The organism is Chryseobacterium pennae (assembly GCF_003385515.1).
GTDB lineage: Bacteria > Bacteroidota > Bacteroidia > Flavobacteriales > Weeksellaceae > Chryseobacterium > Chryseobacterium pennae.
Genome location: NZ_QNVT01000014.1, coordinates 1 through 15,323, shown reverse-complemented (window position 1 = coordinate 15,323; position 15,323 = coordinate 1). Strand labels below are relative to the sequence as shown.

The 15,323-nt window shown below is 34.2% G+C and carries 15 protein-coding genes and 2 pseudogenes; 5 read left to right on the top strand and 12 right to left on the bottom strand.

The window, feature by feature from the left end:
• The first annotated feature begins 220 nt into the window (after positions 1–220).
• Positions 221–580: a prevent-host-death protein gene (locus tag DRF65_RS14955; RefSeq protein ID WP_115971571.1), complete on the top strand. Its 360-nt coding sequence runs from the start codon at positions 221–223 to the stop codon at positions 578–580.
• An 892-nt stretch (positions 581–1,472) separates the two neighbouring features.
• Here DRF65_RS14955 and DRF65_RS28460 read toward each other — a convergent pair.
• The 6 genes and pseudogenes from DRF65_RS28460 to DRF65_RS14925 all read right to left on the bottom strand — a co-directional run.
• Positions 1,473–1,619, bottom strand: coding sequence for a hypothetical protein (locus DRF65_RS28460; protein ID WP_165852233.1), 147 nt, complete (start codon positions 1,617–1,619; stop codon positions 1,473–1,475).
• A gap of 229 nt (positions 1,620–1,848) precedes the next feature.
• On the bottom strand, positions 1,849–2,313 hold the full coding sequence (locus DRF65_RS14950) for a hypothetical protein (RefSeq protein ID WP_115971570.1): 465 nt from the start codon (positions 2,311–2,313) through the stop codon (positions 1,849–1,851).
• A gap of 166 nt (positions 2,314–2,479) precedes the next feature.
• Positions 2,480–2,752, bottom strand: coding sequence for a hypothetical protein (locus DRF65_RS14945; protein ID WP_123947359.1), 273 nt, complete (start codon positions 2,750–2,752; stop codon positions 2,480–2,482).
• A gap of 197 nt (positions 2,753–2,949) precedes the next feature.
• On the bottom strand, positions 2,950–4,065 hold the full coding sequence (locus DRF65_RS29165) for an RHS repeat-associated core domain-containing protein (protein WP_317126194.1): 1,116 nt from the start codon (positions 4,063–4,065) through the stop codon (positions 2,950–2,952).
• Positions 4,066–4,282: 217 nt separating this feature from the next.
• The gene (locus tag DRF65_RS14935; RefSeq protein ID WP_123947358.1) at positions 4,283–4,687 is read right to left on the bottom strand and encodes a hypothetical protein; all 405 of its coding nucleotides are present in this window, start codon (positions 4,685–4,687) and stop codon (positions 4,283–4,285) included.
• A gap of 310 nt (positions 4,688–4,997) precedes the next feature.
• Positions 4,998–5,374 (bottom strand): annotated as a pseudogene (locus DRF65_RS14925) (IS3-like element ISElsp1 family transposase); the annotation flags it as partial.
• A gap of 253 nt (positions 5,375–5,627) precedes the next feature.
• Here DRF65_RS14925 and DRF65_RS14920 point away from each other — a divergent pair.
• Entirely contained in the window at positions 5,628–6,659 is a 1,032-nt protein-coding gene (locus tag DRF65_RS14920) for a bestrophin family protein (RefSeq protein ID WP_115971565.1), read from the top strand.
• A 71-nt stretch (positions 6,660–6,730) separates the two neighbouring features.
• Here the strand turns inward: DRF65_RS14920 and DRF65_RS14915 are convergent, their stop codons facing one another.
• The gene (locus DRF65_RS14915; RefSeq protein WP_115971564.1) at positions 6,731–7,189 is read right to left on the bottom strand and encodes an Lrp/AsnC family transcriptional regulator; all 459 of its coding nucleotides are present in this window, start codon (positions 7,187–7,189) and stop codon (positions 6,731–6,733) included.
• Between the two features lie 157 nt (positions 7,190–7,346).
• Between DRF65_RS14915 and DRF65_RS14910 the strand changes: the two genes are divergently transcribed.
• Positions 7,347–8,573 carry an aminotransferase class I/II-fold pyridoxal phosphate-dependent enzyme gene (locus tag DRF65_RS14910; protein WP_115971671.1) on the top strand — a complete coding sequence of 409 codons (1,227 nt, stop codon included), beginning with the start codon at positions 7,347–7,349 and terminating at the stop codon, positions 8,571–8,573.
• Between the two features lie 89 nt (positions 8,574–8,662).
• Here the strand turns inward: DRF65_RS14910 and DRF65_RS14905 are convergent, their stop codons facing one another.
• The 3 genes from DRF65_RS14905 to DRF65_RS14895 all read right to left on the bottom strand — a co-directional run bounded on the left by DRF65_RS14905 (position 8,663) and on the right by DRF65_RS14895 (position 11,335).
• Complete coding sequence (locus tag DRF65_RS14905; protein ID WP_115971563.1) at positions 8,663–9,667, bottom strand: glycosyltransferase; 1,005 nt, start codon at positions 9,665–9,667, stop codon at positions 8,663–8,665.
• 84 nt (positions 9,668–9,751) lie between these two features.
• Positions 9,752–10,153 carry a branched-chain amino acid ABC transporter substrate-binding protein gene (locus DRF65_RS14900; RefSeq protein WP_115971562.1) on the bottom strand — a complete coding sequence of 134 codons (402 nt, stop codon included), beginning with the start codon at positions 10,151–10,153 and terminating at the stop codon, positions 9,752–9,754.
• A 15-nt stretch (positions 10,154–10,168) separates the two neighbouring features.
• Positions 10,169–11,335, bottom strand: coding sequence for a THUMP domain-containing class I SAM-dependent RNA methyltransferase (locus DRF65_RS14895; protein ID WP_115971561.1), 1,167 nt, complete (start codon positions 11,333–11,335; stop codon positions 10,169–10,171).
• Positions 11,336–11,472: 137 nt separating this feature from the next.
• Here DRF65_RS14895 and DRF65_RS14890 point away from each other — a divergent pair, with 137 nt between their 5' ends.
• Positions 11,473–12,198 carry a class I SAM-dependent methyltransferase gene (locus DRF65_RS14890; protein ID WP_115971560.1) on the top strand — a complete coding sequence of 242 codons (726 nt, stop codon included), beginning with the start codon at positions 11,473–11,475 and terminating at the stop codon, positions 12,196–12,198.
• Positions 12,199–12,469: 271 nt separating this feature from the next.
• Positions 12,470–13,177, top strand: coding sequence for a ZIP family metal transporter (locus tag DRF65_RS14880; RefSeq protein ID WP_115971558.1), 708 nt, complete (start codon positions 12,470–12,472; stop codon positions 13,175–13,177).
• Between the two features lie 81 nt (positions 13,178–13,258).
• Here the strand turns inward: DRF65_RS14880 and DRF65_RS14875 are convergent, their stop codons facing one another.
• A complete protein-coding gene (locus DRF65_RS14875; RefSeq protein WP_228438733.1) occupies positions 13,259–14,650 on the bottom strand; it encodes an OmpP1/FadL family transporter in 1,392 nt (463 codons plus the stop codon).
• Positions 14,651–14,707: 57 nt separating this feature from the next.
• A pseudogene (locus tag DRF65_RS29160) lies at positions 14,708–15,323 on the bottom strand (prolyl-tRNA synthetase); the annotation flags it as partial.

The following is a 15,323-nucleotide window of genomic DNA, read 5'->3' as shown; positions in this document are numbered from 1 at the left end:
ATCTCCTTACTGCAATACATTTTATGACTTCATTACCTACCACATTTCACTTACAACGATTATATTTAATTTACTCATACATTTTTATCAATAAAAAACTTTATCTTTACTCATTCATTCTTATAACAGATAATGTACTATCATGATTATGGGAATGATCTATTAACAAGGCGTTATTATGGGTATAATTAAGCCTACCTTTACTAAAATTTAAATTATAATGAATTATAAGCTCGAGCTCAATACTCAAGAGCCTAACTCTAAAATTGTTTTTCACAACATCATATTTGATTCATTCAAAATCAATATTGTTGAAAGATACATCGGGGCAATGAATTTCCGTCCAAAACTATCTAATGTTTTATTTAAAGTAAGAACCTTAGATAATCAACTTATTAACAGGAAAGATGGTAATATAAGGGTGAAAATTAAGGAAGACAATTTTGAGACGTATCAGAAATTATCACAGGCATTAAATTCTTACGAGTATAAAAATAAGCTGATCAACAGACAGGAAACGGATCAGAATTATGTACATTTTATATTGAGCCTAGTGATTGCAAACTATAATCTTAATTAGTATTTTCTGCAATTGATTTTCCATTGACACCAGTATCTTTGGCGTCAATTCTTATTAATTGATCTTCATCACCGGATCGTTTGCAATACGTTCCATGATGTGAAAAATTTTCACAGGAGAATTCACAGAATTTCAACACTGAAATCATTTGAGACAATCATATTATAAGCCTGGAAGTTTTTAAAACTTCCAGGCCAATTTGCTTTTACACCTACTCTCAGGTATTTCGATCAGATCATTTTATACCTCCTGTCTATTTCACACCTTTTGAAATAGATCTATTATTAGCATAAATTTTTACATGAAAATACCTAGAGGAATTTCCGTTGAATATTCTTGTTATATAAAAATCTGCTATACTTTAAAGCAAGAATCATTTTTTTTCTTTTTTGTTAAAAATAAAAAATTTATTATGTTATTCGCTTCAGACAATATTTAATTCAAAAAATAAACAATATTAATATATCATCATTTTCATTTTATCTACATAAGCTTAATAAATTAAAAAGCAAATGAAATTCACAATAAGCCTTATTGATAACTACAATTGCCTGGTAACATAATTTGTCTTAAATTTGCACCCGATTCTCATGTTTAATTGAGTTTTCATGGTTATTAGTTTTTATCCTCGAAGTCATTCGGGGATTTTTTGTTTCTCTACTTATCAAGGACAACCTTAAAGTTTTGATGAATCCAATCCAACAGAAGCTTTCCGCTGTTCTACAAAATATGGTGGAGTGAATCCTTTTTCTTTTTAAAAGTATTGACGATAGGATATGACCGTGATAAATCAAATTTCTTAAAATTATAATTACACTGTGAATAAATATCCTCTATTAGCTAATACAGTGACTAAGTCTTTATAAAATTGGGTCTGTCCAAAGCTGGCACCTTAAATTCCCGGATAATAGCCTCCGAAATTAGAAGTTCCTAATGATCCCTGGATATGATTCATTCCAAAAGGATAGTAATTATTGGTATCGGTAATTTCAGGAGCGCCTTCGCTGTTTTTAGCAAAACTTACCCCTGTTATTTCCAAGGTGGTCTTTATACTGGTAATATATAATTATTTTCTAATCTAACAGAAGAAAACCATTGCATGATCGGCAATGGTTTCTTTATTATTTTACTGTTGAAAGCACAAGCATGATGCTCACGCCATCAAAGGGGCATTGTAGGCATTATAGCTTCCTAAGCTAGATAGAAGATAGAAGATTGTTACTTAAATTAGGTAATACAATACTCTAATTTTACATACTTATAAATATTCATAAATTATTCTCTTCAAACCATTTTACAATATCTCCTATTAATGATTTTCTGTTTCCTGTATTTTCTATGGTAGGATTTTTTCTTCTTTCTTCAAATATTTTTTCACGATTGATATTGGATACAATAATAAGTGAAATACCTAAAAAAAAGATATAAATAATAATATAAATTCCTCCTTTTCTATCCTTTTGAAAACCATAATTCAGGAATTTTTTATCCCTAACAAAAAAATAATAATTAACACAACCAACAATTATCATAAATAAGATCATGTAAACTTTATTAGTAATTACTGACACCAAATCAAAATAATTTGTAATAATATATACTCCAATTAAGTGGAAACTTAAAATTACTGAACTAACAGCAGCAACGCTAAATAGTGCTTCAAACTCACCTTCATTACGCTTATCTTTGTAGTATCTATAAATTCTGAACAAAAAATAATAATATGCTTTCATTTCTAAATTTTAATTTTCTCCCGGCTTGGGGAATAAAGAATTACCTGTTGAGTACTCATATAAAAATTTTCCTCCGAAATAAGCAAGAATAATAGCCCGTTACAGGCTATTTAAATAAAAATCAGAGTATTATATCAATACTCTGATTACGATAATTAAAATATTATTAGAATGTTTCTTCAAACCATTTTCTTATTTTACCCTCTAAAGAAGGTCGTCTTTCGATTTGTTCTATCGACGGGTTTTCTCTTCTCTCTTTGAATATTTTTTCACGATTGACATTGGATAAAATAAGAAGTGAAATTCCTAAAAAAATGAAAATAATGATAATATATATCCCTCCCTTTCTATCCTTTTGAAAGCCATACTTTAAAAATCTTTTATCCTTAACAAAAAAATAATAATTGATAAAACCAATAATAACCATAAATAAAATCATATAAAATTTATTTGGATACATTGGTATTAAATCAAATAATTTAGTAGTCCATGAAAAAAAAATAAGACTAAACTAATAATTAAAGTGCTAATAGCAAAAGCACTAAATATTGCCTGAAAATCGCTTTCATTCTGTTTATCTTTATAATATCTATAAATTCTAAATAATAAATAATAATATGCTTTCATTAATTAATTTTATTTTTTTATGGGTTTATCAAATAATGTATCCCCGGTTGAATATTCATATAAAAATTTTCCACCGAAATAGATAAGGCTTACAGGAGCTCCCCATGGAGTAAAGCCTATGCCTCCCATTACTAAATCAACAGTGGCCTCGGTTCCAGTAATTTGACCATCAAAATATTGATAAACTGTAGCTCCCATTCCGACAACACCTACAACTTTTCCTGCTACAGAATAAACAGAAGTGGCTTTCCCTGCTGCTGCATATCCGTTTCTCAAGCCCTGTACTCCTCTTACGAATTTGCCATTAGCTCCTTTTTCTAAGATTTTGGTAGATTTAATGATTCCTTTTGCATCTACCCAGTGTTGCTTGCTATAAATACTTTTTTCTAAAGCATAATAGCTAATTGCTCCTGCTGTTGCAGCATTTCCTAAGTTCCCCCAGTCAAAAAAGCCATTTTGGCTAGGTATATAAAAAGACGGTTCTCTTATCTCAGGAATACCAGATTTATTAAGATTCAACATATGCGCCACCATCTCCTGTGATGTATTTGCATTTCCTTCTGCTCCTCCTGTCCACCAAGTTATGTATCCACTTTTATAATTATTAAATAAATAATCTATAGAATTGGATGTGGAGCCATTAGAATTAAAATAACTCATCAGATTGTTAACACTTGAAGGTGTGTTTGCTGTAAGACCTCCGAAAGCCCCACTTCCTCCACTACCTAAATTCCCAGGATAATAGCTTGTAGTTAATCTTCCGCCACCGCCCAGCATTTGCCCCATGACTCCATTTCCCTGGCTTTCAATAAAACCTGTATACTCTGCCTGCATTGCCTGATAATCGTTAACCAATGCCTTTCTGCCATCAGGGTCAATGAACATTATCGGATTATTTAATCCATAATTATAGGGAGAAAATCTACGGGAGATCTCTGCCAGAGGATCCACCACTCCCCATCTTCCAATGTCCGACATATAAAATCTTGCCCCATAATCATACATTCCCGTTTCCTGAAGCTCTTTACCATTATATTTATAAGAATAATGGCTTCCAAACTTAGACGTTCCTAATGATCCCTGGATATGATTCATCCCAAAAGGATAATAATTATTGGTATCGATAATTTCAGGAGCTCCTTCGCTGTTTTTAGCAAAACTTACCCTGGTATTTCCAAGGTGGTCATTGTACTGTAAATATAACGCTTAATATAGAAGAAAATCAGAGCAGAAAATTTTTCTACTCTGATTCAGATTTGTAAAGTTATTGAGATCCAACGTTAATAAGAAGCTCAAAGTCCGGAGACTTTGTGCAGCGGGTATTATTATATCTTTGGAATTACTAATCAGTTTGAAATATTATTTCATCATGCTCTAAGTTTAAATTATAGTCAAAAATCCTGTCTTGGTTTATCCATGAATTTTTTCCTATTAAAAGCCCCCCAGCAATAATGTAATATTTCTTACCTGCAGATTCTAGTTTGAAAATTTTCATATTATATTTCAATAATTCTTTATCAATATCTATAGATAGTTCTTTTTCTGTTATTTCATTAATTGTAATTTCATAAAGATAAGCAGGTATATTAATATAACTTATTGCCCAAAATTCTAAATCAATATTGTGAGAAATGTTTTCAGAATAACCATCTTGGTCAGGGTATTTCATTTCACTGCGTAGTAATAATGAAGAGTGGCTTACAGTATAGCCCCACATTTTAAATTTTCTATTTGAATAAAATATCATGAAGTATAATTTTTAATAAAATGGTGAATAACTATGTAAGATCTGATAACTACCATCAGTAGCTTTTTTGTAAAAAATTGTTTTTTGTAATAAAGCAGTATCATTCATAATAGTATGCATTTCCCAGTTTGTATAGTTTCTATACGTAAGTGGAACTTTGGGATCAAATCTAGAAAAATTTATTTTACCAAATCCTGTTGTGTTAAAATGTATTTTATCATAACTATTCATAGCATCTAAGATTTTGCTTTCATTAAACCCTTTAGAAAAATCTCTATAGGTATGAAATGAATTCTTTTTAGCAAAGCTGAGTTGTATCTGCCCTTATTTCCTGGATTGATTGGAACCAGACTTTCTTACAATATCAATTTTAAGCTCTCGTTCTGCAATTTCTATAAACTTCCTGAATACCTTGAGTTCTTCTTCCTTTTTGGCTAAGGCTGCTTCAAACTCCTTAATCTTTTGTTTCTGTGGATCTTTCATTGGTCTGCCCTTACTTAATTGTTTTTCATAAGTAAAGTTACCATATTTTATTAACCACTTGGGAATACAGGAATTACCTCGAATATTATATCGGGTTTGTAATTGGGATTTGGTATATAATCCTCGCTCATATTCAGAAACAACCTGTCTTTTGAATGCCTCACTGTATTCTTGTACGGGGGATGATATTTTTGTTAATTTCATTAGGGTGACTGATTTTATGGTTTTTTAGTCAACCTTTTTCAGGACGAGACAGATATAAAATAAGGCCTCTAAGAAAATTAGAGGTTTTTTTATGCATTTTTTTCATTACTTTTATTTAAGATTATCAAACTCAACCTGAGAACATTATACCTAAACGAAAAACTGAAATTAGATTTATAACAGGCACTTTCCCATAAACTCTTACAAAGTTTGGTACTTATTTTGTCTGTACACGCAAAACACATTCTTCTTTATGATCACAACCAAATACGTCAACTATAAACAGGTTCTCAATCTATCCGGTGTACATCTTCTTTTAATATCAATATGGTGTACTTTGATTGCTGTTCTGTTTTATTTCTTCAACTGGCACTGGATGACCATTCCATGGGTTCCTGTCGCCCTTATTGGTACAGCAGAAGCATTCTTAGTAGGTTTCAAAAACAATCAGGCATATGACAGACTTTGGGAAGCCAGAAAAATATGGGGTGGAATTGTGAACTCAAGCCGTTCATTCGCTTCAATGGTACAGGCTTTTGATACAAAAAATGAAGAAATAGGTATTTTTGATCTTGAAGACAGAAAAAAGAAGATCATCTACCGTCATATTGCATGGTTATATACTTTCCGTGAACAGCTTTTAGTCCCCACAGAATGGGAACATATCAGTTCTGAAAACAATAAATTCGGGAACATTAACCTGAGAAGGAACAGACTGATTAAAGCAGGCTTTCCGGATTACGGAAGAGCTCCTATTTTCTTACACAAATATCTCTCAGAAGAAGAATATGAACTGAAAAGTGATTATAAAAATTTTGCCACTTATTTAGTTTCTCAACAGGCAAAAGATATTAATGAGCTTAAAAACATGAATGCTATCACAGATTTCAATCAAACACAGCTACAGAACTGCCTGAATGAATTCTATAACTTTCAGGGACAAGCGGAAAGAATTAAAAAATTCCCTTCTCCAAGACAGTTTGCCAGCACAGCTTTTGTTTTTAATATTCTTTTTATCACCCTTCTTCCCCTGGGACTGGTGAATGAATTTGCCAAACTGGGAGACTGGGGAATCTGGACTTCTATCCCTTTTTGTATTATCATCGGATGGATCTATATTATCATGGAACTTGTGGGCGACTATTCCGAAAACCCTTTTGCTGGATTAATGTTTGATGTTCCAATGCTTTCCATCTGCCGGACTATTGAAATCGATCTTTTACAAATGACAGGTGAAACAGATCTTCCGGATCCTATTGCTTCTAAAAACGGAGTTCTCGTTTAGCATGAGTAATCACTGACGAGTAATGCAGGAAACGGTAGTCAATTTAACGGTTCTAACACCTAATTATTTCTTTATAAAGCAATTGCCGTTGTATTTTTCACTTCGGAAATCATAAATGAACTGTGTGTGCTTGCGATGTGCTGAAGCGTCGTAAGCTTTGTGAGCATAAAATTCCGATAATCTTCAATATTCCTCACTCCTATTTTAAGAATATAATCATAATCTCCACTTACATGGAAGCATTCTGTAACTTCCTGGAGATTCATCACTTCTCTTTCAAACTGCAGAACAAATTCTTTCTTGTGCTGTGTTAATTTCACATGGCACAAAACGATAAACTCCCGGTTGATCTTTTTCCTGTCCAATAATGCCACATATTTGGAAATAACACCTGCATTTTCAAGCTTTTTTATTCGCTCATAAACAGCAGTAACTGACAATCCCAGCTTACCGGCAAGCTCTTTGGTGGTTTGCTTACAGTCTTCCTGCAAAAACAGAAGCAGTTTTCTATCTGTATCATCAAGTTCCATAGATAATTTTTTGGTGAAAATTTAATATTTCCGAAGATAGCAATTATATTTTCTAAATAAACAGCGTTTTCCAGTTTTATATTCTATAAATTTAAATTTATGTTGTAATAATTAGGAAAATAACGCAAATTAGGCCAGTAAAATAAAAACAATGCTTATGGAAAACTTTAACGCAGCCAACGAGATCCAGGATCTTCAGTATTTTGGCGAATTCGGAGGAGTAAATCCTTCTATTTCTGACAGCTCAACCTATACTTTCCTTTCTGCAAAGACCATGTTTGATACATTTGAAGGGAATGCTGAAGGATGTTACCTGTACTCCAGACATTCATCACCTATGAACCTTTATCTGGCACAGGCTTTAGCAAAAATGGAGAATACGGAATCTGCCAACGTTACAGCATCCGGAATGGGAGCTATTACCTCTGTTTTGATGCAGGTATGCAAAAGTGGAGACCATATCATTTCAAGCAGAACCATTTATGGAGGAACCTACGCTTTCCTTAAAAACTTTTTACCTCAATTCAATGTAGCAACCACTTTTGTAGACATCAACAATTTTGAGTCTATTGAAAATGCAATTACTGCTAACACCAAAGTAATCTACTGCGAAAGTGTAAGCAACCCGTTACTTGAAGTGGCAGATCTCAGAAAACTTTCTGAAATCTGTAAAAAACATAATTTAAAACTGATTGTAGACAATACATTTTCACCGCTTTCCATTTCACCACAGTTATTCGGTGCAGACGTTGTGATCCATAGTTTAACGAAATTCATCAATGGAAGCAGTGATACTGTAGGGGGTGTATATTGCGGAACACAGGCATTTATTGATGATACTAAAAATGTAAACTCCGGGGCATGTATGCTGCTGGGGCCTACAATGGACAGTTTAAGAGCTTCAAGTATTCTTAAAAACCTGAGAACTCTTCATATCAGAATAAAGCAACATAGCCACAACGCCCTGTATCTTGCTGAAAGTTTTGAAAAAGATGGCTTAAAAGTATCTTATCCGGGATTACCATCTCATAAGAATCATGAACTGATGAAAAGCATGATCGATGAAGAATACGGATTCGGAGGATTACTAACCCTGGATGCAGGAACTACAGAAAAAGCGAACGAACTGATGGAAATGATGCAGACCGAAAACCTCGGGTATCTGGCAGTAAGCCTAGGTTTCTACAAGACTCTTTTCTCATGCTCAGGAAAATCAACTTCATCTGAGATTCCGGAAGAGGAACGTGCTTCGATCGGTATTTCTGACGGATTGATCAGATTCTCCATCGGTTTAGACCACGACATCAAAAGAACTTATCATAAAATGAAAGAATGCATGCTGAAAGTAGGTATTCTTAACCATGAAAACATCTTCATATCCTAAATTTTATTGTACAAAAGAAGGCTGTTTCAAATGAAACAGCCTTCTTTATTTTTTGTTGTAACTAATATAGGTTCATAAATACCAAACCTCTATTTCTTATAATAATGATGTGGAAAAGCATCCTCAGGCTTCATCCTGAAGATATTGAGCAGCACCCAGGATTTCAGGAAACCATATCCGTAAGAAAACATCTGAATATAGGTGGAAATCACTGCCATTCCGGCAATGCTGATATTTTTAGTCAGTAATAAAGCATGGAAAAAGACCAGAAATGTATACAGTCCATAGAAAGCGAGAATAATGCCTCTTTCTAATACAAAATACTCCATAAATCCCATAATATATCCCAGCATAAATAAGGTAGGAAACGCGAAAGATATTTTCACATAACTCGGATGCCTCTGATTAAGAATCGGTCTTGCACAGCCAAACTGATAGACCTGCTTGGAGAACTTTCCAAAATCTACCCTCCGCTTATGGTAAACAGCAATATCATCAAAAAATGCTGTTGTAAATCCGTTTTCCCAAAGGGTCATCGATAAATCCGGATCCTCTCCTATTCTCATTTCGGAAAAACCACCTACTTTTTCAAAAACAGCCTTTTTCACTCCCATATTAAAACTTCGGGGCTGGAATTTTGAAACAGCTTTCTTGCTCCCTCTTATTCCGCCCGTTGTAAAAACAGAGGTCATAGAATATGAAATCGCTTTCTGCATTAGATTAAAGCCTTTATGAGCCTTATCTGCTCCTCCGAATGCATCACAGGGAATCGTTTGAATATCTTTTTTAATATGTTCAATATAATCCTTTTCAACAATCACATCACTGTCTACAAATACCAGCCATTCATTTGTTGCTCTTTTTGCCCCGTAATTTCTTGTCAGTCCCGGACCTGAATTATCTTTTCTGAAATATTTAATATCCAGAACCTCTTCAAAATTCTTTATGGTAGGTTTCAGATCGATGATTGAACCATCATCCACGATAATAATTTCAAACACTTTATCAGTCTGTTGGGTCAAAGAAGTCAGCAACTCGAAAAGTTCATCCTTCCGGTTGTAAATGGCAACAATAATAGAAATACTAGGTTTCAAATTGAAAATTTTTCAAAATTACTTATTCGTAAAGGAAACCACAAACAGTTTAACAACTTAGTGGAAGAATTAATTTTAATAATCTTAAATAAATACTCCAGATTTATAGTAAACACACATCACCAAAGCAACGAAAAATGCAATTACAGAACAACTAAAAAAAAGCAGTTTAAAAATGCTCTTGAAATAGTAAATCTCCATAAGATTCAGTAAAAAAAATATTACACCCGAAATCGCTACTCCTATTATTGTAGATACAATCAAAGCCGATGTTTGATCTCCTACAGGCAATGGCTTATGAAAAACAACGAAAAAAAGAATGGCAGCAGCAAGAATAAATCCTGCGCTGGCTTTCTCTTTAAAATATTTATCTTCTTTCTTACTCTTCTTTCGGGCACGAGCTTCAGAATCCTTCACTGGCTCAGTTGCCACAATAGAAGCAGCATCTGCTAATAACCCTAAAATTTCAAGAATATTCCAAGACATAGTTAAAAGTTAGGTTTAGGATTTATCTTCTAATTTATGAACCTTCTTCGTTCCTTCATACATTTCATATTGCAGGAATCTCGTTTCCAACTTTCCGTTGAACAGTTTGATCTTTCTTGAAGGACGTAAACCTACTTTTTTCACTGCTTCCAGATCAGATGAAATTAACCATGCAAGCGTGTTTGGATAACTTGTTTTAAACGTATCTCCTATCTTTTTGTAGAAATCATCGTCATTAATCGAAATTCTCTCATCATAAGGAGGGTTGAATACCATCAATAATGGGAAAAGTTCTTTTTTAGAATCAAAGAAATTCTGCTTCTTGATCTCAATTACATCTTCCATTTCTGCAGCTTCCACATTCATTCTGGCAGCGTTCAGCATTCGTGCATCAATATCATACCCTACAATCTTCCCATCAAACTGTCTCACTCTGTTGACTCTGAATTCTTTAATTTTGGAAAACAGGTCAGCATCATAGTTTTTCCAGTTCTGGAACCCGAATCTTTTTCTGAAAATCTGAGCCGGAAGATCCATGGCAATCATCGCTGCTTCAATCAGCAATGTTCCTGAACCACACATCGGGTCAAGGAAATTTCCTTTTCCGTCCCAACCTGCAAGCTGCAGCATTCCACTAGCCAGAACCTCGTTAATTGGAGCTTCCCCCTGCTCTCTTCTGTATCCTCTCTTAAATAAAGCATCCCCGGAAGAATCCATAGAAATCATGACCAGTTCTCTATCAATATGAAGATGGAATTTAATATCCGGATTTCTGGTTTCTACATTCGGACGTCTTTTAAATTTATCCTGAAAATAATCTACAATCGCGTCCTTCATTTTTAAGGTTACAAACTGAGAATGTTTGAAGGTTTCAGAATTTACCGTTGCATCAATCGAGAAAGACTGATCAACATCCATAAATTCTGCCCAATCAAATTTGAACAGTCTGTCATAAAACTGGTGCTGATTAAAAGCTTTAAACTCATGAATCGGCACTAAAATTTTTAATGCTGTTCTTGCAGAATAATTGATCTTATAAAGAAAACCAAGATCTCCTTCACAATTCACGGCTCTGTTTTTAATTTCAACCTTTCTTCCTCCTAATTTCTTGATCTCTTCAGCAAGAATTGGCTCCAGTCCGAAGAATGTTTTAATCTGTATTGGTAGATTTTCTATGTCCATAATTTTGAATTAAAAGTTCTAAAGCACTCATATTTAAAATATTAACCGTTCAAAATACTAAGTAATTGAATTTCTCAATCTTTCTATGTTATAAAATACTTTGCTTTTAAGACCACAAATTTAGTTATTTTTGCATTATGGAATGGTTTGAATCTTGGTTTGATACCCCTTATTATCATTTATTATATAGCAACAGAGACTATACTGAAGCCGAAAACTTCATCACAAAACTTACTACGGATCTACAGCTTCCGCCTCAATCCAAGATCATTGATCTTGCCTGTGGAAAAGGAAGACACTCAGTTTTCCTCAACAAATTGGGGTATGATGTTTTAGGCCTGGATCTTTCAAGACAAAGTATTGAAGCCGATAAACAGTATGAAAATCAAACCCTGATCTTCCAGGTTCATGATATGCGAAATCCAATTGATGCAGATCCTATGGATGCTGTTTTCAATCTGTTTACAAGTTTTGGTTATTTCGACAATGAGAATGATGATAAAAAAGTTTTCCAGTCGGTATATAATGCATTAAAACCGGAAGGATATTTCGTGTTGGATTATCTGAATGAAGAATATGTAAGAAATACAATGGTGCCTGAAACAATAATTACCCGTGGGGATATTGATTTTAAAATTTTGAAAAACATTGAAGGCCGACACATTATTAAAGACATCCGCTTTGAAACAGAAGGACAATCTTTTCATTTTTTTGAAAAAGTAAAGCTTCATACGTTGGAAGCCATCCATGCTTATGCTTCGGAATGCGGTTTTGAAAGAGTAAAAATCTGGGGAGATTACCAGTTGAATGAATTTGATAAGGAGAATTCCCCGCGTTGTATCAATTTATTTAAGAAAAAATAGATTCAAATAGATTCAAGGATGATTGCTAATATTATATTTTTATTAGGGACCGCGTTTTCAATTTATTTTGGAATTAAATTCGGATATACCCATAGCCATACTCCTCCTCTTCCATTTGTCATTTCCAGCTTGATTATCATTGTTGGAGTCCTTTTATTTTTTTTTAGAAAAATAGTTTTTAAAGAAAAAATTAATGATACGATACATCTCGTGATAATAGGTGTGAATCTAATTATTGTTTTATTTTGTCTCTTACCCACTTCTATGTAATATGACTTTTATTTTACTTATATTAAGCGTCATTACCGGAGTTTTACTTGGTAAATACTTTGGTAAAAAAGAAAAGCTGGCTAAAAACCTGCTGGTATTAAGTGCCGGTTTCCTGATTACCATCTGTCTGAACGAAGTTTTCCCTCAGGTGTATACTTCCTCAGAAGGCAGCAATCTGGGAATATTTGTCATTGCGGGAGTTCTTCTGCAAATGATCCTGGAAGCACTTACCAAGGGCTTTGAGCATGGGCATTTTCATCATCACGGTGAACACAATATTCTTCCAGTAGCATTAATGGTAGGACTATTTATCCATGCCTTTATTGAGGGAATTCCGTTGGCCAATGAAGAGCATCAACTGTCTCCTTATCTCTTAGGAATCGTATTTCATAATCTTCCGATTTCATTTATTCTGGGAGCATTTTTATTTAACAGAAAAGGAGAATCGAAAAGTTCATCCTCTTATCCATCACTGCTGATTGTAGCTCTGTTTGCACTGGCATCACCTATGGGAATGTTATTGGGAAATTATTTTAATCCTAACCTTCAGCCTTATTTCCTTGCTATTGTAGGCGGAATCTTCCTTCACATTTCATCGGTGATTATTTTTGAAAGTAATAAGAACCATAATATTGACTGGGTTAAAATAGGACTTGTCGTATTAGGAGTTTCTCTTGCTTTATTTATGCATCTTTTCCATCATCATTAAAATTTATTTTTTAAGCATAAAAAAAGCTCTGAATTTTACAATTCAGAGCTTTTATTTTTATTTCATTACACGAAACGGAAATTAGAATTTCCAGCCAACGGTAATGAAGAAATTATTTCTGTTATTTTTAACTTCACTTACTGCATAAGCATCATTTTCAAAAACAGTCACTTTGTTGCTATTATCAACAGAATAGTAAGCCGTATCAAAATTATCACTACGGAATCCTCTCATAAACGGATTACTGTACTTAGAACTTATGTTCTGATAAGAAGCGTCAATATAGAATGATTTGAAATCATATCCGATACCGAATGAAACCAAATTTCTATCGCTCAGCATAAGATTACTATAAGATTGATCTCCTACATTACCAGCACTGTCAAATCTTGGAATCGTAAGTGCATCAAGAGGATTGGATAAATAAGAATACCCTCCTCTTAATCTCAACTGCTGTACTCTATATTCTGCCCCTACTCTTACTTCTGACATATTCTTGTAATTCTCTTTAAAGAAAGAATTCAGTTCACTTTCTATCCCAGAATATACTTTATAATCAGGTTTTGTAAGACCTAGGGTATAATCTACATTCAATGAAAAGTTTTTACTGGCTACAAATGCTGCACTCACTGTTGCTTTAAGTGGAGAAGTGAATTTTCTGTTTTCAGTTCCTATACCATTTCCATACGTAGGATTATCATAGAAACTAAATTCACGGTCTATATTCCAAAACGTGGGTGTTTCAAGAGATGCTCCTAATCTGAAATTAGGGCTTAATTTTCCTATTACCCCTACTGAAGCAGAGAAACCGGAAGATCGCTCCCAATAAGGAGAATCCTGCTTATCAAAATACCTTACTGAATTATTGTCAAGTGAATTGAATGCAGCAATATCTCCCTGATCAACTGTTGCATTGAAAAAGTTCAACCCTGCCCCTATGTAGAAACTATGATTATAATTTGCCCCTACACCAAAACTCATTTTTGATAAATTACCAAATCTTGAATATTGATGACCTCCTAATGAATAACTAGATTTGTCAGCAAAATCTGCAATCATATTATTGTTACCCGGAGATTGCACCACATTATCAAGAGATTGGTTTGAAAAATTAACCCCGATATTAATAAACTTCCATTTAGTCTCAGTCATTAAAGGAAAGGCAATAATTCCGCCTACATTTCCTAAATCCCCTCTCGTTTTACTATAATCTATTGTTTGGTTTCCTAAAGTAGCACTGTTTTTATTACCCATAATAGATAAAGTTGCAGAAACCTCTCCTGAAATAGCCACTCCTAAACCGGCAGGGTTGGTAAGCAAAGAATTTGCATCCCCTCCTAGTGCTCCGTTAGCTCCTGCCATAGCATTAAACTTGGCAGATCCCACCATAGGAGAACTTGAATAAACATCTACAGTATTTCTTATTAATGAAACATCCTGAGCCTGCGCAAAAAATGCGGCAGAAATACTCATTAATACTAAAGATTTTTTTAACATTATTTTTTTAATAGTTTTTTATGAAGTTGAATATTATCTGAATCCGCCTGATCGGGTTCCACCACCAGATGAACCGCCTCTAAAGCCGCCACCGCCCGATGACCCTCCGGATCTGAAACCACCACCGGAATTATTAAATCCGCCACTGTTTCTAAAACCTCCCGAATCTCCAGATCTGAAGCCTCCATTGTTGTACCTTGGCTGTTGCTGCGGAGCAGTATTACGGAACCCTCCTGAATCTGAATTTCTGAAACCACCGGAGTTTCTGAACCCTCCATTGGAGTTTCCATTTCTAAATCCGCCAGAGTTTCCGTTTCTAAATCCACCGGAACTTTCATTTCTGAATCCGCCGGAATTAGAATTTCTAAACCCATTGGAGTCTCTGAATCCATTATTGTTTCTGGCAGTATTTGTTCTGTATACGGCATTACTCATTCCTGAGCCGCTGTTACCACTTCTCATATAAATTCTGTTATGTCCGCCCCAGTAGCCACCTCCATAACCCCAATATGGGTTACCATAGTAACCACCCCAGAAAGGATCATAATATCCACCCCAGTAAGGAGAATATCCATAGCCCCAATATGGGCTTCCCCACCCGAAAGAGCCTCCCCAGCCCCAACCGAATGATCCGCCCCAACCCCATGAT

Excerpts from the sequence above, each read along its gene's own strand:
- DRF65_RS14890 (WP_115971560.1), top strand. The coding sequence starts at position 11,473 with ATGGAATGGTTTGAATCTTGGTTTGATACCCCTTATTATCATTTATTA.
- DRF65_RS14900 (WP_115971562.1), bottom strand. The coding sequence starts at position 10,153 with ATGTCTTGGAATATTCTTGAAATTTTAGGGTTATTAGCAGATGCTGCT.
- DRF65_RS14945 (WP_123947359.1), bottom strand. The coding sequence starts at position 2,752 with ATGATTTTATTTATGGTTATTATTGGTTTTATCAATTATTATTTTTTT.
- DRF65_RS14935 (WP_123947358.1), bottom strand. The coding sequence starts at position 4,687 with ATGATATTTTATTCAAATAGAAAATTTAAAATGTGGGGCTATACTGTA.
- DRF65_RS14880 (WP_115971558.1), top strand. The coding sequence starts at position 12,470 with ATGACTTTTATTTTACTTATATTAAGCGTCATTACCGGAGTTTTACTT.
- DRF65_RS14955 (WP_115971571.1), top strand. The coding sequence starts at position 221 with ATGAATTATAAGCTCGAGCTCAATACTCAAGAGCCTAACTCTAAAATT.
- DRF65_RS14895 (WP_115971561.1), bottom strand. The coding sequence starts at position 11,335 with ATGGACATAGAAAATCTACCAATACAGATTAAAACATTCTTCGGACTG.
- DRF65_RS14875 (WP_228438733.1), bottom strand. The coding sequence starts at position 14,650 with ATGAGTATTTCTGCCGCATTTTTTGCGCAGGCTCAGGATGTTTCATTA.
- DRF65_RS14910 (WP_115971671.1), top strand. The coding sequence starts at position 7,347 with ATGGAAAACTTTAACGCAGCCAACGAGATCCAGGATCTTCAGTATTTT.
- DRF65_RS14950 (WP_115971570.1), bottom strand. The coding sequence starts at position 2,313 with ATGAAAGCATATTATTATTTTTTGTTCAGAATTTATAGATACTACAAA.
- DRF65_RS14920 (WP_115971565.1), top strand. The coding sequence starts at position 5,628 with ATGATCACAACCAAATACGTCAACTATAAACAGGTTCTCAATCTATCC.
- DRF65_RS14915 (WP_115971564.1), bottom strand. The coding sequence starts at position 7,189 with ATGGAACTTGATGATACAGATAGAAAACTGCTTCTGTTTTTGCAGGAA.